Origin of the sequence: Gemmatimonas sp., from assembly GCF_044376735.1 — a bacterium.
GTDB lineage: Bacteria > Gemmatimonadota > Gemmatimonadetes > Gemmatimonadales > Gemmatimonadaceae > Gemmatimonas.
This window is the reverse complement of sequence record NZ_JBILKJ010000045.1, coordinates 1-21,984: the sequence shown is the minus strand read 5'-3', so window position 1 is coordinate 21,984 and position 21,984 is coordinate 1. Positions and strand designations below refer to the sequence as shown.

19 protein-coding genes and 1 pseudogene are annotated in these 21,984 nt (G+C 64.6%); all 20 read left to right on the top strand.

Annotated elements, in window-relative coordinates; genetic code table 11:
- Positions 1-126: 126 nt before the first annotated feature.
- Positions 127-1,005, top strand: coding sequence for a GTPase Era (era, locus tag ACIRA7_RS08780; RefSeq protein ID WP_396220458.1), 879 nt, complete (start codon positions 127-129; stop codon positions 1,003-1,005).
- Between the two features lie 29 nt (positions 1,006-1,034).
- On the top strand, positions 1,035-1,988 hold the full coding sequence (locus ACIRA7_RS08775) for a PorV/PorQ family protein (RefSeq protein ID WP_396220457.1): 954 nt from the start codon (positions 1,035-1,037) through the stop codon (positions 1,986-1,988).
- Positions 1,989-2,029: 41 nt separating this feature from the next.
- The gene (locus ACIRA7_RS08770) at positions 2,030-2,920 is read left to right on the top strand and encodes a hypothetical protein (RefSeq protein ID WP_396220456.1); all 891 of its coding nucleotides are present in this window, start codon (positions 2,030-2,032) and stop codon (positions 2,918-2,920) included.
- Positions 2,921-3,164: 244 nt separating this feature from the next.
- A complete protein-coding gene (locus tag ACIRA7_RS08765; protein WP_396220455.1) occupies positions 3,165-4,193 on the top strand; it encodes a diguanylate cyclase in 1,029 nt (342 codons plus the stop codon).
- A pseudogene (locus ACIRA7_RS08760) lies at positions 4,193-4,288 on the top strand (zinc-ribbon domain-containing protein); the annotation flags it as partial. The gene ACIRA7_RS08765 and the pseudogene ACIRA7_RS08760, both read left to right, overlap by 1 nt.
- Positions 4,289-4,393: 105 nt before the next feature.
- A complete protein-coding gene (locus ACIRA7_RS08755) occupies positions 4,394-4,858 on the top strand; it encodes a hypothetical protein (RefSeq protein WP_396220460.1) in 465 nt (154 codons plus the stop codon).
- A 128-nt stretch (positions 4,859-4,986) separates the two neighbouring features.
- Positions 4,987-6,112, top strand: a protein-coding gene (prfB, locus tag ACIRA7_RS08750) for a peptide chain release factor 2 (protein WP_396220454.1) whose coding sequence is annotated in 2 segments (ribosomal slippage) — positions 4,987-5,058 and positions 5,060-6,112 — 1,125 coding nt in all. Because the reading frame shifts where the segments join, the coding sequence is not laid out codon by codon here.
- Between the two features lie 20 nt (positions 6,113-6,132).
- Positions 6,133-7,599: a lysine--tRNA ligase gene (gene lysS / locus ACIRA7_RS08745; protein WP_396220459.1), complete on the top strand. Its 1,467-nt coding sequence runs from the start codon at positions 6,133-6,135 to the stop codon at positions 7,597-7,599.
- Between the two features lie 7 nt (positions 7,600-7,606).
- A complete protein-coding gene (locus ACIRA7_RS08740; RefSeq protein WP_396220453.1) occupies positions 7,607-8,857 on the top strand; it encodes an FtsX-like permease family protein in 1,251 nt (416 codons plus the stop codon).
- Positions 8,850-9,587 (top strand): ABC transporter ATP-binding protein, encoded by a 738-nt coding sequence (locus ACIRA7_RS08735; RefSeq protein WP_396220452.1) that lies wholly within the window; start codon positions 8,850-8,852, stop codon positions 9,585-9,587. The genes ACIRA7_RS08740 and ACIRA7_RS08735 overlap by 8 nt, the downstream gene beginning before the upstream one ends.
- The gene (locus ACIRA7_RS08730) at positions 9,587-10,075 is read left to right on the top strand and encodes a UvrB/UvrC motif-containing protein (RefSeq protein ID WP_396220451.1); all 489 of its coding nucleotides are present in this window, start codon (positions 9,587-9,589) and stop codon (positions 10,073-10,075) included. Before ACIRA7_RS08735 ends, ACIRA7_RS08730 begins: the two co-directional genes overlap by 1 nt.
- Before the next feature lie 170 nt (positions 10,076-10,245).
- On the top strand, positions 10,246-11,172 hold the full coding sequence (locus tag ACIRA7_RS08725) for an ATP--guanido phosphotransferase (protein WP_396220450.1): 927 nt from the start codon (positions 10,246-10,248) through the stop codon (positions 11,170-11,172).
- 28 nt (positions 11,173-11,200) lie between these two features.
- Positions 11,201-13,705, top strand: coding sequence for an ATP-dependent Clp protease ATP-binding subunit (locus tag ACIRA7_RS08720; RefSeq protein ID WP_396220449.1), 2,505 nt, complete (start codon positions 11,201-11,203; stop codon positions 13,703-13,705).
- A 67-nt stretch (positions 13,706-13,772) separates the two neighbouring features.
- Positions 13,773-16,235: an outer membrane protein assembly factor BamA gene (gene bamA / locus ACIRA7_RS08715; protein WP_396220448.1), complete on the top strand. Its 2,463-nt coding sequence runs from the start codon at positions 13,773-13,775 to the stop codon at positions 16,233-16,235.
- A gap of 14 nt (positions 16,236-16,249) precedes the next feature.
- The gene (locus ACIRA7_RS08710) at positions 16,250-16,855 is read left to right on the top strand and encodes an OmpH family outer membrane protein (RefSeq protein WP_396220447.1); all 606 of its coding nucleotides are present in this window, start codon (positions 16,250-16,252) and stop codon (positions 16,853-16,855) included.
- 8 nt (positions 16,856-16,863) lie between these two features.
- Positions 16,864-17,970 (top strand): UDP-3-O-(3-hydroxymyristoyl)glucosamine N-acyltransferase, encoded by a 1,107-nt coding sequence (lpxD, locus tag ACIRA7_RS08705; protein WP_396220446.1) that lies wholly within the window; start codon positions 16,864-16,866, stop codon positions 17,968-17,970.
- Positions 17,967-19,295 carry a bifunctional UDP-3-O-[3-hydroxymyristoyl] N-acetylglucosamine deacetylase/3-hydroxyacyl-ACP dehydratase gene (locus ACIRA7_RS08700; protein WP_396220445.1) on the top strand — a complete coding sequence of 443 codons (1,329 nt, stop codon included), beginning with the start codon at positions 17,967-17,969 and terminating at the stop codon, positions 19,293-19,295. The genes lpxD and ACIRA7_RS08700 overlap by 4 nt, the downstream gene beginning before the upstream one ends.
- Complete coding sequence (gene lpxA, locus ACIRA7_RS08695; protein WP_396220444.1) at positions 19,292-20,068, top strand: acyl-ACP--UDP-N-acetylglucosamine O-acyltransferase; 777 nt, start codon at positions 19,292-19,294, stop codon at positions 20,066-20,068. Before ACIRA7_RS08700 ends, lpxA begins: the two co-directional genes overlap by 4 nt.
- 11 nt (positions 20,069-20,079) lie before the next feature.
- Positions 20,080-21,111 (top strand): Gfo/Idh/MocA family protein, encoded by a 1,032-nt coding sequence (locus ACIRA7_RS08690; RefSeq protein WP_396220443.1) that lies wholly within the window; start codon positions 20,080-20,082, stop codon positions 21,109-21,111.
- Positions 21,104-21,984: lipid-A-disaccharide synthase (lpxB, locus tag ACIRA7_RS08685; protein ID WP_396220442.1), on the top strand; the 881-nt coding region annotated here is incomplete at its 3' end. The genes ACIRA7_RS08690 and lpxB, both read left to right, overlap by 8 nt.

Here is a 21,984-nt window from a genome sequence, read left to right as displayed (position 1 = left end):
GGAGAGTAGGCCGATGCCGGCACCTTGTGAAGCCCCCGTCACCAATCCTTACGGATTCCGGTGGCGGGGGCTTCGACGTGGCACTACCCTTCACACCCACAGTCGCATTCACCCGAACTCGAGTTCATGACACGGGCTGGTATCGTAACGGTCGCCGGTTTTCCTAATGCCGGCAAGTCCACCCTGCTGAACCGACTCGTCGGTGAAAAGCTCGCGATTACATCGAGCAAAGCGCAGAGCACCCGACATCGGATTCTCGGGCTGCGGACGGAGAATGATACGCAAATGGTCATTCTCGACACCCCGGGGTTGCTCGAACCGAAAGACACACTGCATAGCGCCATGCGCAACGCTGCGCTCGCCGCCGTCCGCGACGCCGATGTCCTGGTCCACGTTGTCGATGCCACGGCCACGATCCCCAGCGACTTTGCGACGGCCGCCGGGCTCGATCGGGCACCGCGTGCCAAGCTGCTGCTCGCGCTGAACAAGATCGATCTCATCGACGAGCCCAGAAAGTTTGTCTTGCTCGAACACTATCCGGAGGCTGTGCTCTTGTCGGCGCACACGGGCGACGGTATGGATCGCTTGGTCAAGGCGATCACCGAGCGCCTGCCGGAGAGTCCCTACCTGTATCCCGCCGACGAACTGTCCACGCAGCCCGTCAAGTTCTTCTGTGCCGAGTTCGTGCGCGAAACGGCCCTCGAGCAGCTCGGCGACGAATTGCCGCATGCCCTCGCATGTGAAATCGAGGAGTTTCGCGAGGGCTCTACTCCGCTGTACATTCGGGCGGTCCTGCACGTCGAACGTGACAGCCAGAAACGGATCGTGATCGGAGCCAACGGACAACAGATCAAGAAGTTGGGCCGCGTAGCGCGGGAGAAGATCGAGCGCTTCGTTGGGCAGCCCGTGTATCTCGACCTGTGGGTGAAGGTGCTCCCCAACTGGCGGCGGAATCGGAACGCCGTGCTGCGCTTGGGATACGGCGACCCAACCGAGAGAACGTGAGACGCGGACCGCCGTGGCTTCAACGGTGCGTGCGTGCAACCGTCGTGTTTACGCTGAGCGTGAGCACCGCGGCGCACGCCCGTGCCCAGAACGGTGGACTCTTTCTTCTGGTCCCGTTCGGTGCGCATGCCGTCGCGCAAGGGGAAGCCGTGGTGGCCGATTCCACGATGGGTACCGAAGCCATGTGGTGGAATGCGGCCGCGTTGGCGCGCATCGGCAAGAAGGAGCTGGCCGTGCATCATTCGCAAACGTTGATCGCCACCAGCGACATGCTCACGTGGGCGCGCCCGTCGCGCGTACTCGGGACCGTAGCGGCCTCGGTGTACTTGGTAAACTACGGTGATCAGGCAGCGACGGATCCGGTCAGTGGTACCGAGATCGGCACGATCACCAACCGCAATTACCAGTTGGCCCTCTCCTACGCTACCCCGGTGGGCAAGCGGTTGAGCGCCGGCCTGACCTACAAGTTCATTATGCTGCGATTCCAGTGCACCGGGATCTGCGGCAACGTGCCGATTATTTCCGGGTCGACAAGCGCCTTGGATCTCGGCGCGCAGTATGTGTTGCCGACGACGTTACCGATCACCCTCGGGGCGTCCGTGCGTAATCTCGGTCCCGCCTTGCAGGTGAAGGATGCTGAGCAGGCGGACCCGCTGCCGCGCCTTTTTCAGATCGGAGGGATGGTGCGCGTGCCCGTGCCGGCCCTGACGGCGGCGGGCGCTTCACTCGATGTCACCGTTGATGTACAGCGCGCTGCGGCCCTCAACGGCGCCGCCGGCGGCCTCGGGGTGGTACTGGGGTATCGGCATGTCGCCTTTCTGCGGGGGGGCTATAAGGTACAGCCAGGCGATGCAAAGGGGCCGTCCATCGGAGTCGGATTTCAGCGTGGTGGCATCGCGCTCGATCTGGCGCGTCGTTTCGACGCCGCGTCGGCGCAACTGGGTGAGCCGCCTACGTACATCTCGTTGCGGGCGCGCTTCTGATGCGGCGCAGGGTAGTCGCGGCGCTCAGCGGTCTCTGCGGCATGCTGACCGCCTCGGTCGTCTTCGCGCAGGGCGGGACGCCGGTTGCGCTGCGTAGCGCCAGCGCGTTGAACCTCTCCAGCTCGGACATCCGCCTCGACCACCGATCGTTGCCCGCGTCGGGGACCCCCTCACGGCCTGACTCGGGCGCGCGCGCGCCGTGGTGGGCACCGGTCCTCTCCGGTGTGGTCCCTGGGGCCGGGCAGTTCGCGTTGGGACAGCAGCGAAGCGTCGGCTATTTGGTCGCCGAAGGCTACCTCATCCTCCAGCAGGTGCGCGCCCGCCGTGACGCCAATCAGGATCGCGAGGCCTACCGTGCCTTGGCGTTTTCGGTCGCAAGGCAGCCGTTCGGGGGACAGCGCCCGCTCGGGAGCTGGGATTATTACGAGTCGATGGAGAAGTTTCTCGAGAGCGGTGCGTACGATCGCGTGCCCGGAGGTGCAATCGATCCCGAGACCGACGAAACGACCTACAATGGGGCGCGTTGGCTGTTGGCGCGCGAGACCTATTGGTTGAATCCGGACGTGGCACCACCCGTCGGGAGCCCTGAGTATCAACGTGCGCTCGCGTTCTATCTCGCGCGGGCCGTGCCGGCAGCCTATCGCTGGAGCTGGCGTGACGCCCAGCTGCAGCAGGATGTCTACGCGCAGACCATCGCCAGCGCCAATCGCAGCGTGCAGCGCGCTGTCAATTATGTCGGGCTGGTCGGCGCCAATCACTTGGTCAGTCTGATCGACGCCTACGTGAGCGTCCGCGTTCGGCGGTTCGGTGGTGCCGGTGTCGCGGGCCTCAAGGTGTCGAGCATTCACACCGTGGTCGAACCGGTGGGGGATCCGCGAGCGGGGCGGCGGCAGGTGAGAACGGCCATTCGGCTGATACCCGGCCACCGTTAGCCTTCGCGGGACGAGGGCCTGAGACGCTGGCTGAATCGCAGGTATCCTCCTCCGGGGTAGTTGAGCTGATGGACGATATCTCGTGCCGAACGTCGGGAGGTGATCGTCCATGAGTGTGGTGAGTGGCCCCGTCGCCTCGTTCCCGGGCCGTGCGAGAGTGCAAGTCCGTTCGGGCGTGTCGTCGGACTCGCTCCAGGCCATCGAGTGCTGGACCCCATCTTGATTCCCGATCCACGCCGCGACGATGACCAGCCCCGGCTTCAACGAACAGATGGCGGTACACCTGACCGGCGGCCAGGAAGAGCCGGCGTGGTTGACGGCGTGGTGGGAATCTGCGCGAATTCCGCCGCAGCGGACGACCGATGGGGCCGCGGTCTACGCGCTGGCGATGAAGGCACGCCCCAAGTTCATTCTCGTTGACGCGCGCGGTGATGCGGAGTGGGCGGAACTGGCGATCGGTACCTGCCGTCGCCTCAAACGCGACTCGTACACCGCGATTGTCCCGGTGCTCGTCATCGTATCGGCCGAGCGCTTCGCCGAGGCCTTCGACGCGGGGGCGGACGAAGTGCTCCGGGCAGAAGTCAGCGACGAGGAGTCGACGGCTCGGCTGTCAGCGATGCTGCGGCGCAGCGATCGTGACACGGATGTCCATCCATCGACTCGGCTTCCCGGTACGAGGGAAATCGAAGCGGAGTTGAACCGACGCGTCGCATCCGGGGAGAAGTTCGCGGCGTGCTACGCCGATCTGGACCATTTTAAGGAGTTCAACGACCGGTACGGGTACCATCACGGGGATCAGGTGATCCAGCTTGTGGCCCGTATTCTTCACGACGTGGTGAAGGGCCTCTGTGTGGAGGCGGGCTTTGTAGGCCACATTGGGGGGGATGATTTTCTTTACACCATTCCGCTTGCCGCCGTCCCCCGGGTGTGCGACGACGTCATACGGGTATTCGACGAACTGATACCGTGGCAGTATTCCGAGCAGGACCGTCGGGTGGGATATTTCTTCGGGAAGGATCGGCGTGGCCAGCTGCATCGCGTTCCGCTGATGACGCTGTCCGTCGGCGTGGTCACCAATCAGCGCCGGCATTTCACACGGGGCACCGAGGTCAGCGAGTTGGCGACGGAGATGAAGGGATATGCAAAGACACTACCGGGTTCCGTCTGGGCCGTCGATCGTCGACGGGACGAATCCGCGGCGCCGGTCTCGGCTGGCGCCTCGATTGATGCACTTCGTGAGCGTCAGGGCATTCGCAGCGTAGGGGGAGCGTGATGACGGTTTCGTGTCCGGATTGCAAGTCGGTGTTCCGTGTCGATCCGGCCAAGGTGCCGGCCACCGGCGTGCGTGCCCGATGCTCTGTGTGTGGAGGCGTGATCACGATCGGCGGTGGGACGCTGCCCGTGTCGGTGACGCCCGCTTCCTCGGCGGCAGCCGTGGTGCCGGTTGGATCGCGACAAGCGCGGTCCACACCCATGGCTACTGCCGCTGCCTCACCCCCGGTCATGGTGTCGTCCGCGGTTTCGGCCGACGAGTCAGCGGAGGCGTCCGCGCACGAGCCGACGGCCGCATCGGTCTGGAGCCCCGAGCCGAGTCACGCGTCGGCCCCCACACCGGTGGCGTCGGTGACCCCGATGTCGGCGTCAGCGATGGCGACGCCGGCGGCGGGCAAACGTCCGATCAATCCGTTTCTTCGCGCCGATCCGGCCGAGCGCGCGCGCCGGCTCGCCCGGGCGCTCGTCTCCGATCTGGTGGCGTATCATCCACAGCGACGCGAGGAGGGGCTTCGCGACGGGACGTTGCGCCAGCTCTTTCGCGGCGAGATCAAGAAGAGCTACGAGGAGTACGTGGAACAGGTCGGGCGGGACGTCGCCGAGCACTCGCCGTACTTCCAAGAGGCTCTCAACGAGATTCTAGCGGGTGGCCGCCGTCTCTTCTGATTCTGGCGCTGGAAGCCAAAGCCGTCTCCGGGTACCTTCCCTGTCACTCGAATGCTGGTAACAGCTGGTGACACTACGGGCCGCTCTCCTGCGCGGAGGGCGGCCCGCGTCGTACGTGGAGGCACGGCATGCAGGATGGAGAACGGCTGAGGGTCTTGACACGGTCGGACGAGCGGCTTGTGGACATGCGGAGGTATCTTTGACGTCGACGCCAAGCGCTCGACGCTGAACGCGTATGAGAACGAGATGTCCGACGGCGCCTTCTGGAATGATCAGGAGCACGCGCGGGACATCGTGCAGCAGGTTAAGGTGCTCAAGGGATGGATCGAGCCGATCGACGCGCTGAGTGCACGTATCGAGTCGGCGCGGGAGATCGACGAACTCCTGGCCCTCGAGCCGGACAGTGCCATGTCCAAGGATCTCGATGCGGAGACCGAACGCATCGTCGAGGAACTCGATGCGTTCGAGCTGAAATCGCTGCTGCGCGGCCGCGATGACTTCCGAGATGCGCAGATCGAGATCAGCGCGGGCGCCGGTGGCACCGAGGCGCAGGACTGGGCGCAGATGATCATGCGTATGTACACGCGCTGGGCCGAACGCAAAGGTTTTGAGCTCGAGATGCTCGACCTCAGTGAAGGTGAAGAGGCCGGTATCAAGGGTGCCGTGATCGAGATCAAGGGGCAGTACGCCTACGGATTCCTGCGTCCGGAGTCGGGCGTGCACCGTCTGGTGCGGATCTCGCCATTCGACTCGCAAGCTCGTCGCCACACCAGTTTCGCGTCGGTGTTCGTGTATCCGGTCGTGAACGAGGAGATCAACATCGAGATTCGCGACGAAGACCTTCGCATCGATGTGTATCGCGCGTCTGGCGCCGGCGGGCAGCACGTCAACAAGACGTCGTCTGCGGTGCGCATCACGCATATGCCGACCGGCATCGTCTGCGCGTCGCAGGCGGAGCGGTCGCAGTTCAAGAACAAGGCGACCGCGATGAAGCAGCTCAAGAACAAGCTGTATCAACGCGAGTCCGACAAGCTCGCCGCCGCCAAGGCCCTCCTCGACGCCGACAAGCAGGACGTCTCGTTTGGCAGCCAGATCCGCAGCTACGTCTTCCAACCGTACACGATGGTCAACGATCACCGCACCGAGCTGAAGATCGCCGACGTTCAGAAGGTCATGGACGGCGGGATCGACCCATTTATTCAGGCCTACCTGAAGCAGGAGAGCGAAGAGAAGGCGGAGGGGCGCCCGCTGTGAGCGAGGATCTGAATTTTCTGATGAAGGCGCGACGTGACAAGCTCGAGGCGTTGCGCGCGGCGGGCACCGAACCGTTCGCCTACTCGTTCGACCGCTCGCATACGGCCACCGAAGCGGTGGCCGCGCTTGGCACATCGGATGAGGGGCCCGATGTCACGGTGGCGGGCCGCCTTACCTCATGGCGCAGCCAAGGCAAGACGGCGTTCGCCCACCTGGCGGACATGGATGGGCGCGTCCAGCTGTACTTCCGGCGCGACGAGATCGGCGAAGCGGCTTGGGCCCAGCTCAATGCCTGGGACCTCGGCGACTGGGTTGGCGTGGGCGGCTCGATGATGCGAACGAAGACCGGCGAAGCCACCGTGAAGGTGAAGGTGGCCACGCTCCTCTCGAAGTCGCTGCGGCCACTGCCGTTCGGCAAGGAGCAGCTGGTCGATGGGCAGATGGTGCGCTATTCCGGGTTCTCCGACACCGAACAGCGGGCGCGACAGCGCTACGCCGATCTCGCGGTGCATCCCGAAGTACGGGCGCTCTTCCGCGCCCGTTCGGTGCTGACCCGCAGCATCCGCACGCATCTCGATGGATTGCACTATCTCGAAGTCGAAACGCCCGTGCTGCAGCCGCTGTACGGCGGCGCGTCGGCGCGACCGTTCATCACGCACCACAACACGCTCGACATGCCGCTGTATCTGCGGATCGCAGACGAGCTGTATCTCAAGCGGCTGATTGTAGGCGGATTCGAACGCGTGTACGAGATCGGTCACGACTTCCGCAACGAGGGCATCGACCGGACGCACAATCCGGAGTTCACGATGCTCGAGTTCTACGAGGCCTTCGCCGACTACACGACGATGATGGAGCGCGTCGAGACGCTCATGGTTGCGGCCGCTGACGCGATTCGTTCGATCCCGACCGTAGGCGACAAGGTACCAGTACTGGTCACGCCATTCCCGCGCATTGAGTGGGTGCCCTCGCTGTCCCAGGCGGCGGGTATCGATGTCATGGCGGCGGATGACACCACGTTGCGTCAGGCGGCGGAGCGGATCGGCGTGCAGAAGGTGGCCTCGCTGAGCCGGCCGAAGGTACTCGACGAGATGTTCCAGGAACTCGTGGAATCGAAGATCGATACGCCGACCTTCGTGGTGGATTATCCGATCGAGCTGTCGCCGCTGGCGAAGCCGAAGCGTGGCGGTCCGGCGGGCCTCACCGAGCGTTTCGAGTTGTTCGCGCGCGGTAAAGAGCTCGCGAATGCGTTCTCCGAGCTGAACGATCCGATCGATCAGCGGGAACGCTTTGAAGCCCAGGCGCGCTTGCGTGATGCGGGCGATGACGAGGCGTCTGGCGTCGATGATGACTATCTCCGCGCCATGGAGTACGGCATGCCGCCCACCGGCGGCGTCGGCATCGGAATCGATCGCTTGTTCATGTATCTCACGGACACGCAGAACATCCGAGACGTGATCCTGTTTCCCACCATGCGGCCCGAGTAGTCATTCCGTGACTCGCCTCGAGTTGTCGATCGCTTGGCGCTACCTGCGGAGTCGCCGTGGGTCGCGCTTGTTGTCGCTGATCAGCGTGATCGCCATCGGCGGTGTGCTGGTTGGGGTCAGCGCGCTGATCGTCATCATGGGCGTCATGAACGGGCTACAGCGCGATCTTCGCGAGAAGATTCTCGTGGGCAGTCCGGATGTACACGTGTTGCCGTACGGCGATGGCATGCGCATGACGAATTGGCGCGACACGCGCGAGGCCGTGGTGGCCACTCCCGGCGTGGTGCGGGCGGCGCCGTTCGTCAGCACGCAGGGCATGGTGCGGAATCTGTCCGGCTACATGACGGGTGCGCAGGTCATGGGCATCCTCGCCGATGGCGTGCCGGAGGCCGACGTGACGACGATTCGCTCGCACGCCATTCTCGGCGACTTCCATTTCACGCGGGACAGCGTGTCGCTGCCTGGTGCCGTGCTCGGCAAACTGTTGGCATCCAAGCTGAATGCGTTTCCGGGGGACACGATCGTCCTCGTGGGAGCGGCAGGGCTCGACATGAACGCTGCGACCGGGGCGATCGTGCCGCGCCTCGACAGCGCGGTGGTATCCGGCGTGTTTGAGACCGGAATGTACGAGTACGACAATGCCTATCTCTATCTGGAGCTGGCGGCCGCACAGCGCTTTGCCGGGCTGGGCGACGACGTCACCGGTATCGAGGTGCGCACGGTAGATCGTTGGCAGGCTCCCGCCGTGGCGGACTCGCTGCGGGCGAACCTGAAGGCGCCGGTGCGTGCGGTCGACTGGCAGGAGCAGAACCGATCGTTGTTTCAGGCGCTGAAGCTCGAACGCCTCGGCATGGGGGTGATCCTGCTGCTCATCGTGGTGGTCGCGGCATTCAACATCGTCAGCACGTTGACCATGGTGGTGTCGGACAAGACGCGGGAGATCGGCATCCTCCGGGCGATGGGCATGCCGGCTAAGTCGATTCGTCGGATCTTTTTGTATCAGGGAATCGTTGTGGGAGGGGTGGGCACCGGCGGGGGGGTCGCGATTGGCTTGATCCTGTCGCTGCTCCTCGAGCGGTACCATCTGATCTCGCTCGATCCTTCGGTGTATTTCATCGATCATCTGCCGGTGGCCATTCAGATTCCCGACGTGCTGATGATCATCGTGTCGAGCCTCGTCATCACGGCGGTGGCCACGCTGTATCCTGCCGCTCAGGCGGCGCGCCTGTACCCGGTTGAAGCGATCCGCCATGAGTGAGCCGAGTCCGGTGGAGATGGCGCGCTCCGAGCCACCGGTTGTTCATGCGGAGGGGGTGGTCAAGGAGTTTCTGGGGGGAGACGGTGGCGTGATCCGGATCCTCGACGGAGTCTCGCTCACAGTTCGACGCGGGGAGATGGTGGCCGTGGTCGGTGCCAGCGGGGCGGGGAAGAGCACCTTGCTGCACGTGCTGGGTGCCTTGGAGCGCCCGTCGGCGGGACGGATCGAGCTTGGCGGGCAGAGCGTCGGCGGGCTGGATGACGAGGCCGTCGCCAGACTCAGGAATCGTGCGGTTGGGTTCGTGTTTCAATTCCATCACCTCCTCCGTGAGTTCTCGGCGCTTGAGAATGTGATGATGCCCTTGCGCATCGCCGGGGTGGCCGACGGTATCGCGCGTCAGCGGGCCGAGCAGCTGTTGGAGCGGGTCGGGCTGTCGGCCCGTCGGCATCATCGCCCAGGGGCGATGTCCGGTGGGGAGCAGCAGCGCACGGCCGTGGCACGCGCCCTCGCCGCGGAACCCGCCCTTCTGTTGGCCGACGAGCCAAGTGGCAACTTGGATTTGCGTAACGCTGAGCGGTTGCACGATCTCTTCGCGGAACTGGCTCAGGATCTTTCGTTGGGGCTGGTGGTCGTGACCCACAATCAGTCGCTGGCTGCCCGCGCGGATCGGGCGCTTTCGTTGGAAGGAGGACGGTTGGTGGAGACGAACGGTCTCGGGCTGGAGAGCTGATGATCTGCGACAATTGCAAAGAGCTCGACGCCGTCGTGCATTTGACGCGCATCGTGGACAACGCGGTCACGCAGCTTCATCTCTGCGAGAAGTGCGCGGCGGCGAAGGGGGTCGAGACCACCGTTGCGGTCACGCAGCACCCGCTCGGCGACATTCTGCAGGCCGTGCAGCAGCAGGTGTCCACGACCAGTGAGGACGCGGCCGCGTGTTCGTTCTGTGGGGCGACCGCGCGTGACTTCCGTGCCACCGGCCGATTGGGCTGCCCGCATTGCTACGATGCAATGGAGAAGAGTCTCCGCGAGCTGTTACGTCGGTTGCACGGAAGCTCGCGGCATGTGGGGCAGCGGTACGACGCCCCCGTGACGCACGTGGCCACGTCGAAGCCGGATTCGATTCACGATTTGCGCGATCGCCTGCAGCGGGCGGTCGAAACGGAGCAGTTCGAACTGGCCGCCGAGTTGCGCGACCGTCTCAAGGTGATCGAATGACGCCCCCACGACCGGCGTTGGACCTCTCGCTGCTGCCCGACGGCGGGGTGCGATGGCTGGACGCGTCAGGGCCGAATTCTGACGTCGTGATCTCGACCCGGATGCGGTTGGCCCGGAACGTGTCGGGATACGCGTTCACCGGCCGGGCTCGCGACGGCGAGCGGTTGCGCATGCTGGCCCAGGTGCGCGATGCCCTCGGGGCCGTGCCCTCGTTGAGCGGGAGCCTGCTGCTGCGTCTCGAGGAGCTGTCCACGGTCGACCGGCAGCTGTTGCACGAGCGTCACCTGGTCAGCAAGGAGCTGGCGGGGCTCGATCCGCAGCATCCGATCCGGTCCGGCGCCGCCGTGTTCCTCGGCGAATCGGTCGGGCTGCTGGTGAATGAGGAGGACCATCTGCGGTTACAGTCGCTGCGCTCGGGCTTCGCCGTGCCTCAGGCGTTCGAGGCCGTCCACCGGCTGGATCTCGACCTCGGGGCGCAGGTTCCGTATGCGTTTCATCGTGAATTTGGCTTCCTCACGGCCTGTCCGACCAACGCCGGCACGGGCCTCCGGGCCTCGGTCTTGATTCACTTGCCCGGTCTGGTGCTCACGAAGGAGATCGGCAAGGTGCTGGCCGGCCTGCAGCAGATGGGGCTGACCTATCGCGGGCTGTACGGTGAGGGGAGTGAAGTCGTCGGGAATTTCTTCCAGCTGTCGAACCAAACGACGCTGGGGCGTTCCGAGGAGGAACTGCAGGACCTGCTGGTCCGCGTGGTCCGCCATGTGATCGAACGTGAGGAGGAAGCGCGTCGTGTCCTCGTCCGTGACGCGGGCTATATTATCGAGGATAAGTTGTGGCGCGCCTACGGGACGCTGCGGTACGCCCGCAGTCTGACCTTCGACGAGGCCATGAATTACCTGAGTGGAGTACGTCTGGCGGTGGGCCTGAAACTGATTACCGGGCTCAGTGTATACACACTCAACAAGCTCCTGATCTTTGCCCAGTCCGCGCATCTGGCTCACCTCGAGCAGCGTGCGTTGACGGAAAGCGAGACCAATCTGGCGCGCGCCAAATACGTGCGGCAGGTATTGGTGAGCGAAGGCGGCGGCGTCGAATGATCCGCTTCCCTACGACCCTGAGGGGACGATGAACGGCTACAACTTCACCGAGCGGGTGCGGAAGGTTCTCGCGATGGCACGCGAGGAAGCGGCACGTCTGCATCACGAGTATGTGGGCACCGAGCACATCCTGCTCGGCCTGATCCGCGAGGGTGAGGGCGTTGCGGCGGCGGTGCTGCAAAACCTCAACGTGGATCTCGACGACGTCACCCAGAAGATCGAGGACACCGTCAAGAAGGGGAAAGCAGCACAGGCCACCGGACCTGATCTGCCGTATACCTCGCGCGCCAAGAAAGTGCTCGAGCTCGCGATGGCGGAGGCCCGTGATCTCAATCACAGCTACGTCGGCACCGAACACCTGCTGCTGGGCCTCCTTCGTGAAGAGAAGGGAATCGCCGCCCAGGTGTTGACCGACGCGGGCGTCAATCTCGAGGCGGCGCGTGCCGAAACGCTGCGGCTGCTGGGCACGGAGATGCCGCAGACCGGACAGGCGCCGCAGGCCGAGAAGGCCGGCAGCGTTCCGCCGTCGGCGGCACCGGCCAAGGGCGACAAGAAGTCGAAGACGCCCGCCCTCGATCATTTCTGTCGCGACCTGACGCAGCTCGCCGCGGAAGGCCAGCTCGATCCCACGATCGGTCGCGCGAAGGAAATCGAGCGCGTGATGGAGGTGCTGACGCGCCGGAAGAAGAACAATCCGGTGTTGATCGGTGAGCCCGGGGTGGGCAAGACCGCGATCGTGGAAGGACTGGCGCAGTTGATCGCCAATGGCGACTGCCCGGATTCGCTCCGCGACAACCGCGTGCTCTCGCTCGATATGGCGGCCGTCATTGCCGGTACGAAGTATCGCGGCCAGTTCGAAGAGCGCCTCAAGGCGGTCATGAATGAGATCGCGCAGAACAAGCAGGTCATCCTGTTCATCGACGAGTTGCATACGCTCGTGGGTGCCGGAGCGGCCGAAGGCGCGATCGACGCCAGCAACATGCTCAAGCCGGCGCTCGCGCGCGGCGAACTGCAGTGCGTCGGGGCGTCTACGCTGAACGAGTATCGCAAGTACATCGAAAAGGACGGCGCCCTCGAACGTCGATTCCAGACGGTCGTGGTCGAGCCACCCTCGATCGATGAGACCGTGCAGATTCTGCAGGGGCTTCGCAAGAAGTACGAAGACCACCACCGGGTGAACATCCCCGACGAGACGTTGCTCGCGGCGGCCAAGCTGTCGGAACGCTATATCACCGACCGTTTCCTGCCGGACAAGGCGATTGACGTGATCGACGAGGCGGGGGCCCGTGCGCGGCTGGCGGCGCAGGTGCCGCCGGCCGAGGTGGCCGAGCTCAAGGAACAGCTGGAAGCGATCAACACGGAGAAGGAAGCGGCGGTGCGCGATCAGAACTTCGAGCGGGCGGCCTCGTTGCGTGACAACGAGCGTGATCTGCAGGCGCAGATCCGCCGCAAGCAGGAAGACTGGGAGCAGCGGCGGCAGTCGCATCGCCCCACGCTGGGCGAGGAGGAGATCGCGTTCATCGTCAGCCGCTGGACGGGCATCCCCGTCACGCGTCTGCAGGAAGCGGAGACGTCGCGTCTCCTGCGGATGGAAGACGAGCTGCACCAGTCGGTGGTCGGTCAGGACGAGGCCATCAAGGCGCTTGCCCGGTCGATCCGCCGCAGCCGCGCGGGGCTGAAGGATCCGCGTCGTCCGATCGGCTCGTTCATCTTTTCGGGGCCCACGGGCGTCGGCAAGACCGAGTTGGCGCGGTCACTGGCCAAGTTCCTGTTTGCCGACACCTCGGCGCTGATTCGGGTCGACATGAGCGAGTACATGGAGAAGTTTTCCGTGTCTCGGCTCATCGGGGCGCCGCCGGGGTACGTGGGCTACGAGGACTCCGGCACGCTCACGAAGGCCGTGCGTCGCAAGCCGTACTCGGTGGTGCTGCTCGACGAAATCGAGAAGGCGCACCCGGATGTGTTCAATATTCTGCTGCAGGTGCTCGATGAGGGACATCTCACGGACAATTACGGCCGGGTGATCGACTTCAAGAATACGGTCGTCATCATGACGTCAAACGTCGGCGCGAAGGACATTACGCGGGGGAAGTCGCTCGGCTTCGCCGGCAACGATGCGCGCGGCGATTTCGAGCGCATTTCGGAGAAGGTGAAGGAGGAGATGGGGCGGGTGTTCAACCCTGAGTTCCTCAATCGGCTCGACGACGTGATCGTGTTCCACCCGCTCGGGAAGGAGCACATTTCGAAAATTGTGTCGATCCTGTTTGCCGACGTGCAGAAGCGTCTGGGCGAGGAGGAGATCACCATCATGCTGACCGACGCGGCGACGGAGTTCTTGGTTGACCATGGGCACGACGAGCACTACGGCGCGCGTCCGCTCAAGCGGGCGATTCAGCGGTACATCGAGGATCCGCTGTCCGAGAAGATTCTGATGGGCGAGTTCTCCAAGGGGGACGAGATTGAAGTCGCGGTCTCGGCCACTGAGAAGGAGAAACTGGAGTTCCGCGTCCTGTCCCCTACGCCTCAGGCGTAACGCAGGATCTGCGGCGGCCGGACCCAAGGGTCCGGCCGCTTGCCGTTTCGTTGTATATTTAGAGGCTATGCTGAAGAGCGTCCCCACAAGAGCGGCCACGCTGGTGTTGGCCGGTATCGTCCTGTTCACGTCTGCGGTCGCCCCTCGTGCGGCAGCCGCGCAGGACGTGACGGGGCGTTGCGCGTCCCCCGACTCCATCGCGATCCGCGGAAACACGCGAACGCCCGACGCGCGCATCCGTGGCGAGATGGGGCTGTTGCCCGGCACGCCGCTCAACTTTCCGTCGATTCAGCGTTCCATGAAGGGGCTGTACGCGCTGAACCTGTTCGATGATGTCCAGCTGCTCTGCGACTTGGAGAGCGTGCCGGAGAAGGTGCTCACGGTCATTCAGGTGCGTGAGCGTGCGATCCTTGGGGAGATCAAGGTCGTCGGCCCGAAGAACGTGTCTGAACGGTCGGTGCGTGACAAGATTGACTTGCTGATCGGTCGTCCGATCGATCCCCTGATGCTGGCCAAGGGGAGGGCGCGGATCGACTCGACGTACGAGGCCGCCGGGTACTATCTGGCGCAGGTGCGGATCGACTCCGTGAAGATGGACGACGATCGCATCGGCATCACGTACACCGTCGATGAGGGGCGTCGGCTGGCGATTTCCGGCATCGAGATCTTGGGCAACACGTCGGTGCAGGACAAGCAGGTCGTGTCGGCCATGAAGACCAAGCCCGAGGGGTTCTGGTGGTTCCGCAAGGGAGAGTTCGACGAGGACAAGTACGTCGGAGACTTGGGTGAGCGCATTCCCACCCTGTTCTCCCGACTCGGTCATGTCGACATGCGGATCGCGAAGGATACGCTGATCGTCGATCGTGAGCGCGGAAAGGGGCTGGTGCAGATTGGTATCGAAGAAGGTCCACGGTACCGGATCGGCACCTTCGAAATCGCGGGCAATCGCCGCTTTCCCACGGAGGACCTCAAGAAGTTCTATCCGTTCGAGGGCAATGATCCCACGCTTACACAGCGCGTGAAGGGGCTGATCAAGCGCGAAGCCGCCGCACCTGAAGGCATCTTCGACCAGCACCGGTGGGACGACGCCATCGAGAAGGTGAACGGCGAGTATCGCAACAACGGCTACCTGTACGCGCGCATCAACCCCGTGCTGGAGCGCAAGCTCGAGGGCCCGGATTCGGTGCCAACGGTCAATCTGCGCTGGGAAATCGATGAGAAGAATCCGGCGATCGTCAACCGCATCGAAATTCTTGGCAACGACTTCACCGCCGATGACTGCATTCGCCGGCAGATCTTCCTGGTCCCGGGCGGTGTATTCAATCAGGCGGCGCTGATCCGAAGCTATCAGAGCATCGGCAACATGAACTTCTTCGAGTCGCCGATGCCGTTCCCGGATTACCGTCCGGTGAATGATCAGGGCGATGTGGACATCGTGTTTCGCGTGAAGGAGAAGCGGACCGGCTCGATCAATTTCGGCGCGTCGATGGGGCAGGGCGGCGTGGGCTTCGGTGGCTTCATCGGCCTCGAGCAGCCCAACCTGTTCGGCCTGTGCAAGCAGGGTAAGCTGAACTGGCAGTATGGCCGGTTCTTCAACGACTTCACCGCTACGTATACCGACCCCGCTCTGCGTGGCTCTCGCGTGTCCGGTGCGATCAGCGCGTATCGTACGCAGTCCCGCTTCATCGTCGGCAACCTGGGCCAGAACATTCGCACGGGCTCACAACTGCGGTTCGGCTTGCCGGTGCCGTGGTCGTACTTCTCCACGATGGCGGTATCGTACAACGGCGAGTCGGCCACGTTTACTTCGGGGCAGATCCAGAACACCTGCACCCGGAACTGCTTCCGCTCCAATCTCGGCCTCGAGTACACCCAGGACACGCGTATCGACCTGCCGTTCGCGACGGGCGGATCCATGCGGACCATCACCGCCGACTTCAGCGGCGGTCCGTTGGGCGGCACGGTGAACTTCCAGCGTGTCACCACGGAAATGCGTGCCTACACCCAGCTGGGGCAGTTCGGGGGAACGAACCCGGGTTCGCAGCCCATCAAGTTCACGATGGGTCTCACGGCCCGCGCCGGCAGCCTGTTCGGCAATTCGGGGCCGTTCTTCTTTCAGCAGCAGTTCGCGGTCGGCGGTGTCATGTTCGGCCAGCAGTTGCGTGGCTATCCCGAGTTCTCGATCACCCCGGTCGGCTTCAATCCGAACACCGACCAGTTTCGCTCCGATCCGGCGTCGTTCGGCAACGCCTTCATGACCCTCACGGGTGAGATCGGCGTCCGGTTCAACCAGATGTTCTACCTGAATGCCTTTACCGATGCCGGTAACAACTGGGCGTCCGCACGGCAGATCAATCCGACCCGCCTCTTCCGTTCCGCCGGATTCGGGGTATCTACCGTTACGCCGCTGGGACCGCTTGGATTGGATATGGCGTATGGCTTTGATCGCACGACCGTGGACCTGGTGACCGGACGAATCCGGCCCGATCCACGTTGGCAGTTCCATTTCCGACTCGGTCAGCTCTTCTAAACTCAGGACCTAACATGCGAATTTCCTCGTTCGTCGGCGCTTGCGCCTTGGTGCTTGGCGTGCCTGCCCTGGCTTCCGCTCAGGGACAGAAGTTCGCCTACGTGAACTCTGCCGCGATCCTGCAGTCTGCCCCCGGCCGTACCGAAGCCGAGGCGCAGTTCGAGAAGGACATGACGTCCATGCGCGCGGCCGTGCAGAAGCTGTCGGATTCCCTGAATACGCTGCAGGAAGCGTATGCGAAGGAGGAGGTGTCGCTGTCACCGGCGGCGAAGGAAGCCCGGCTGAAGACGCTACGCGAGAAGCAGGCGGACTATCAGGAACGCGTGCAGAAGATGCAGGAGCAGGCGCAGGCCCGTGAGGCCGAGCTCATGCAGCCGATCATGGACAATGTGCGGAAGGTGCTCGACGACCTGCGGGCCGAGGGCGGTTTTGCCTTCATCTTCGACGTGGCGGCCGGTTCGCTGATTGTGTCGGCTGACAAGAATCTCGATATCACCGACCGCGTCGTCTCGAAGCTTCGCTTGGCGGCGCCGCGCGCGGCGCCAGCGGCCAAGCCCGTTCCGGCTGGTCCGACGAGCGCCCCCGCGGGCCTGAACACCAAGAAGCCGCCCACGGCGTGATTGCCGCAGTGCGCGGCGGTTCCGGGGATCCGCAGGCAGGCGGCGGTGATGGGCAACAGCCCATCACCGCCGCTGCCGTTGCGGCGCAAGTCGGTGGTGTCCTCGTTGGCGACGGCTCGATCCAGGTTCGTGGCGTTGCGCCCCTCGATCGCGCCGGCCCGAACGACCTGAGCTTTCTCGCACACTTGCGTTACGGGCAGTGGTTTACCACGTCCCGTGCCGGCGTGGTGTTGATCTCCCCGGAGCTCGCTGACCTCGCCGGAACGCCGCGCACGCGAATCGTGGTGGCCAAACCGGTCGACGCCATGGTCACCCTGCTGGCGCAGTTCCACCGCAAGGAACCCCGCGCCCACGGAGTACACCCGTCGGCCGTTATCGCGAGCGATGCGCGCCTCGGCGACGGCGTCACGATCGATCCCTTCGTGGTCATCGGCGAGGGCGCCGTGATCGGCGATGGCTGCTGGATCAGCGCCCAGGCGGTGATCGGCGCTGGCGCGGTGCTCGGCACGGATGTTCGGGTGCATTCCTCGGCCGTCGTGTACCCGTTTACCGAGCTGGGAGACCGCGTCATTCTCCATGCGGGAGCCCGGGTGGGCCGGGAAGGCTTCGGCTTCGTGCCTCAGGATCATGGCGTCCTGCGCGTTCCGCACGCAGGACGCTGTATCCTCGAGCACGACGTCGAGGTCGGCGCGAACAGCTGCATCGACCGGGGTAGCGTCGATGACACCGTCATCGGTGCGGGCACGAAGCTCGACAATCTCGTCCACATTGCGCACAACGTGCGCGTTGGGCGCGGGTGCTTTTTGGCGGCACAAGCCGCCGTTGCCGGATCCAGTCGGATCGGCGATGGCGTGCAAATCGGTGGGCAGGCCGGAGTAACCGGGCATGTCACGATCGGGTCGCGCGCCAATCTGGGTGGTGGCAGCGGGGCGATTGGCAACATCCCAGCAGGGGAGACGTGGTCTGGATTCCCGGCCCGCCCCCACCGCGACCATTTGCGTGCGACAGGGGCACTGGCCCGCCTCGCGAAGATTGTGCGTCCTCTTGAGCAGCTGGTGAGCAGCGCGGCCGCGACGCCTCGCGCCGGTGGTCCCCCCGATGGCAGCGCGACATGATCGCCAAGGCTGGGCGGGCTGCCGCCGTGGTCACGAGAGCCACAAGCGAGCCGGCTGGACAGCGGCGCACCATTCGAGGGGAGGCGGTGGTCGACGGCATCGGCCTTCACCTCGGTCAACCCTGTCGACTGACCTTCCGCCCGGCTCCGTCGGGCACGGGAATTGTGTTCCGCCGACTGGATATCGAGAACGCGGCACCAATCCCCGCGCGCGTGGATGTCGCGGTCGACGCTGAACGTCGGACGCAGCTCGGCACGGGTGCAGACGCGTTTCACACAGTGGAGCATGTACTCGCCGCGGTGGGCGCGCTGGCGATCGACGATCTCGAGATCGGAATGGACGGGCCAGAGCCGCCGATTATGGACGGGAGCGCGGCGCCGTTTCTCGACGCCTTGCGTGAGGCGGGCGTGGTGGCCAACGGGGGGCGCCCCGATTGGCTGGTGCTGCGGAAGTCGATTCGGGTGGTGGACGGAGAGTCGGTGTACGAGGCCAGCCCCTGCATGGGCCTTTCGCTCGACGTCACGATCGATTTCCCGCACCCGCTGATCGGCACCCAGCGCACGCAGTGCATGGTGACCGCCGACAGCTTTACGCGAGAACTCGCGGCCGCCCGGACGTTCGGGTTCCTGCACGAAGTGGACGCGCTACGCGCGAAAGGATTGATTCAGGGGGCATCCACGGCCAACGCAGTGGTCCTCGACACCGACGGCGTCGTGGGCACCGCGCTCCGTTGGCCCGATGAGTTTGCTCGGCACAAGGCCCTCGATTGTGTCGGTGATCTCGTTCTCGCTGGCGCGCGCGTCCGCGCGCATATCGTCGCTCACAAACCGAGTCACCGGGGCACGGTCGCCCTGGTGCGAGCCCTCGTGCAACACGCCGTCCGGGAGCCCGCCGTGTATTCCATCGAAGACATCATGCAGGTGCTGCCGCACCGCTATCCGTTTCTGCTCGTCGATCGCATTCTGGAGATCGAGGAAGGGAAGCGGATCGTGGGGCTCAAGAACGTCACGATCAACGAGCCGTTCTTCCAGGGCCACTTCCCTGGCCATCCGATTATGCCCGGCGTGTTGATCATCGAATCGATGGCGCAGGTGGGCGGAATGCTGCTCATGCGCACGATCGCCGATCCGTCGAGTAAGGTGGTGTACTTTCTGTCGCTCGACAACGTGAAGTTCCGCCGGCCGGTCAAGCCGGGGGATCAGCTGCGGATCGAGATGGAAGTGCTGCAGCTCCGCGGCATGATGTGCAAGATGCGTGGCGTCGCCACGGTGGATGGCCAGGTGGTCACGGAGGCGGACATGTCCGCGATGGTTCGCGATCGATGACTGCACGCATTCATTCGACGGCACTGGTCGATGCGTCGGCGCATCTGGGTGCGGACGTCGAGGTGGGGCCGTGGGCGATCATCGGCCCGCAGTGTACCATCGGCAACGGCACGCACATCGCGGCGCGCGCGACGCTCGAACGGAACGTTCGGCTCGGAGCGCGCGTGCAGATCGGCATCGGCGCGATCCTCGGCGGCGACCCACAGGACCTCAAGTATCGCGGTGAAGAGACGTGGGTCGATATCGGTGACGATACCTCCGTGCGTGAGTACGCGACGATCAACCGCGGGACCGCGCATTCGATCACCACGAGCGTCGGACGCAACTGTTTCCTGATGAGCTACGTGCACCTGGCGCACGATTGCCATATCGGTGACAACGTGATCATCTCGAACGGCACGCAACTGGCGGGACACGTCACGGTCGAGGACAAGGCCACGATCTCCGGCCTCTGCGCCGTGCATCAGTTTTCGCGTATCGGCCGGCATTCGTTCATCGGCGGATGCTCGCGGGTGGCGCAGGATGTGCCGCCGTTTGTTCGCGCCGTGGGCAATCCCATCAAGCTGTTCGGCCTCAACTCGGTGGGGTTACGCCGGACGGGATTCGATGAGGATGTGGTCCGTGAACTCAAACGGGCCTATCGTACCTGCTTCCGGTCCGATCTCAATCTCGGGCAGGGCGTCGAGAAGGCCCGTGCTGAATTGACGATGCTCCCCGAGGTACAGCACTTCCTCGACTTCATCGAAGCGAGCCAGCGAGGCGTCGGATTCTGAGAACCACGGCCATGACTCCGGAGGCGCGCGCCTTCTCCAAACGCGATGCGCCGCGCGTCGGTGTCGTCGGCGCCGGAGGTCTTGGGGTGCACCACGTGCGCATCCTTCGCGATCTCTGCGGCGATCGTTTTGCCGGATTCGTCGACGAGAATCCCGGTCGTGCCGCCGAAGTCGCGACGCAGCATGGCGTGCGCGTGTATCCGTCGTTGGCGACCATGCTCGATGATGTCGATGCGGTGTCGATCGTGGTGCCGACCACGGCGCACCACGCGGTCGCCTCGGCCGCACTCGATCGTGGGAAGCATGTATTCGTCGAGAAGCCGTTCACGGTCACGCTTGACGAAGCTGACGATCTGCTGGCGCGGGCCCGCGCGGCCGGCGTGTTGCTACAGGTCGGCCATGTGGAGCGCTTCAACCGCGCGGTCCGCGCGGCCATGCCGTTTGTCGATGGGCCGAGGTTCATCGAAAGTGACCGCCTCGCGCCCTTCAATCCGCGCGGCTCCGATGTCGCGGTCGTGCTCGATCTGATGATCCACGATCTGGATCTCGTGCACACGCTTGTGGGCCTGCGGGTGGCCGACGTCCAGGCCATGGGGATGCCGGTGCTTACGCCGCAGATCGACATCGCGAATGCGCGCCTCACTTTCGCCAACGGCGCGGTGGCGAACATCACCGCGAGCCGGGTGTCGCGCGAACGGCTGCGCAAGCTCCGGATCTTCCAGCGCAGCGGCTACCTCTCGCTTGATCTGGCCGCCGGGACGGGGGAGTTCTTTCGGTTGCGCGGCGACTTCGATCCGATGCTGCTTGCGCGCGCGCCTCGTGCGCTTGAGGAGTTCGTGGAGCGGGTGCCTCTCGAGGCGCCCGACGGTGAGCCGCTGGTGCTGGAACTCTCGCAGTTCCTCGGGGCGATCGCCGGGCGGAACCCGGTGGCCGTGACGGGTGAGGAAGGGCGTGAGGCGCTCGAAGCGGCGTTGCGGATCGTGACGGCGATCGAGGCCGCCCAACAGGTCATGCGCGCCTCCGACGAGTCGGCGCGTGCGTGAGATTCTGTTTGTCGTCGGCGAGGCATCCGGCGATCTGCACGCGGGGAAAGTGGCTGAAGAGCTGCGCGTCACGGCCCCGGAGCTGGCGATGGTCGGGGTCGGCGGTGGACACATGCGGACCGCCGGTGTCGAGATCCTCGAGGACGTCGAGAATCTTGCGGTGATGGGCTTCGCCGAAGTCATTCGGCACATTCCGAAACACTACGCGCTGCTGGGCCGATTGCGCGCGCGGATCGAGAGCGGCCGCGTGGCGCTGGTGGTGCTGCTCGATTACCCCGGCTTCAACCTGAAGGTGGCGGAGGTCGCCAGGCAGGCCGGTGTGCCGGTGTTGTACTACATCACACCACAGGTCTGGGCGTGGGGGGCCGGCCGGTTGCCGAAGCTGGCGCGCGTTGTGACCAAGGCCGCGTCCATTCTCCCGTTCGAAGAGGGATTGCTTCGGCGCCACGGCGTGGACGCGACGTTCGTCGGCCATCCGCTGCTCGATCGCGCGCAATCTCTACCGACATCGGCCGCCGCGCGGGCGGCGCTGGGGCTGCCCGCCGAGGGACCGATTCTCGCGGTCTTTCCCGGCAGTCGTCGAGCCGAGTTGGCGCGCCATCTGCAGCCGTTCATGGAAACGGCCACGGTGTTGCAGTCCCGGATTCCCGGGCTGACCGTCGTCGTGAGCGTGGCGCCGACGGTGCAGATCAGCCATGCCGAGTGTCCCTTCCCGCGGGTGCATGGCGCGTCGTTCAACGTACTCCGTGCCGCGACGGCCGGGCTCCTCAAGAGCGGGACCACGACGCTCGAGGCGGCGGTGGCCGGACTGCCGCACGTCATCGGCTATCGGACCAGCGCGATCACGTACGCAATTGCGCGGCGCGTGGTGAA

Bases quoted from the DNA above. Each gene is read 5' to 3' on its own strand.
- era (WP_396220458.1), top strand. From the start codon at position 127: ATGACACGGGCTGGTATCGTAACGGTCGCCGGTTTTCCTAATGCCGGC.
- ACIRA7_RS08770 (WP_396220456.1), top strand. From the start codon at position 2,030: ATGCTGACCGCCTCGGTCGTCTTCGCGCAGGGCGGGACGCCGGTTGCG.
- ACIRA7_RS08765 (WP_396220455.1), top strand. From the start codon at position 3,165: ATGACCAGCCCCGGCTTCAACGAACAGATGGCGGTACACCTGACCGGC.
- ACIRA7_RS08755 (WP_396220460.1), top strand. From the start codon at position 4,394: ATGGCTACTGCCGCTGCCTCACCCCCGGTCATGGTGTCGTCCGCGGTT.
- lysS (WP_396220459.1), top strand. From the start codon at position 6,133: ATGAAGGCGCGACGTGACAAGCTCGAGGCGTTGCGCGCGGCGGGCACC.
- ACIRA7_RS08735 (WP_396220452.1), top strand. From the start codon at position 8,850: ATGAGTGAGCCGAGTCCGGTGGAGATGGCGCGCTCCGAGCCACCGGTT.
- ACIRA7_RS08730 (WP_396220451.1), top strand. From the start codon at position 9,587: ATGATCTGCGACAATTGCAAAGAGCTCGACGCCGTCGTGCATTTGACG.
- ACIRA7_RS08725 (WP_396220450.1), top strand. From the start codon at position 10,246: ATGCTGGCCCAGGTGCGCGATGCCCTCGGGGCCGTGCCCTCGTTGAGC.
- ACIRA7_RS08720 (WP_396220449.1), top strand. From the start codon at position 11,201: ATGAACGGCTACAACTTCACCGAGCGGGTGCGGAAGGTTCTCGCGATG.
- bamA (WP_396220448.1), top strand. From the start codon at position 13,773: ATGCTGAAGAGCGTCCCCACAAGAGCGGCCACGCTGGTGTTGGCCGGT.
- ACIRA7_RS08710 (WP_396220447.1), top strand. From the start codon at position 16,250: ATGCGAATTTCCTCGTTCGTCGGCGCTTGCGCCTTGGTGCTTGGCGTG.
- ACIRA7_RS08700 (WP_396220445.1), top strand. From the start codon at position 17,967: ATGATCGCCAAGGCTGGGCGGGCTGCCGCCGTGGTCACGAGAGCCACA.
- lpxA (WP_396220444.1), top strand. From the start codon at position 19,292: ATGACTGCACGCATTCATTCGACGGCACTGGTCGATGCGTCGGCGCAT.
- ACIRA7_RS08690 (WP_396220443.1), top strand. From the start codon at position 20,080: ATGACTCCGGAGGCGCGCGCCTTCTCCAAACGCGATGCGCCGCGCGTC.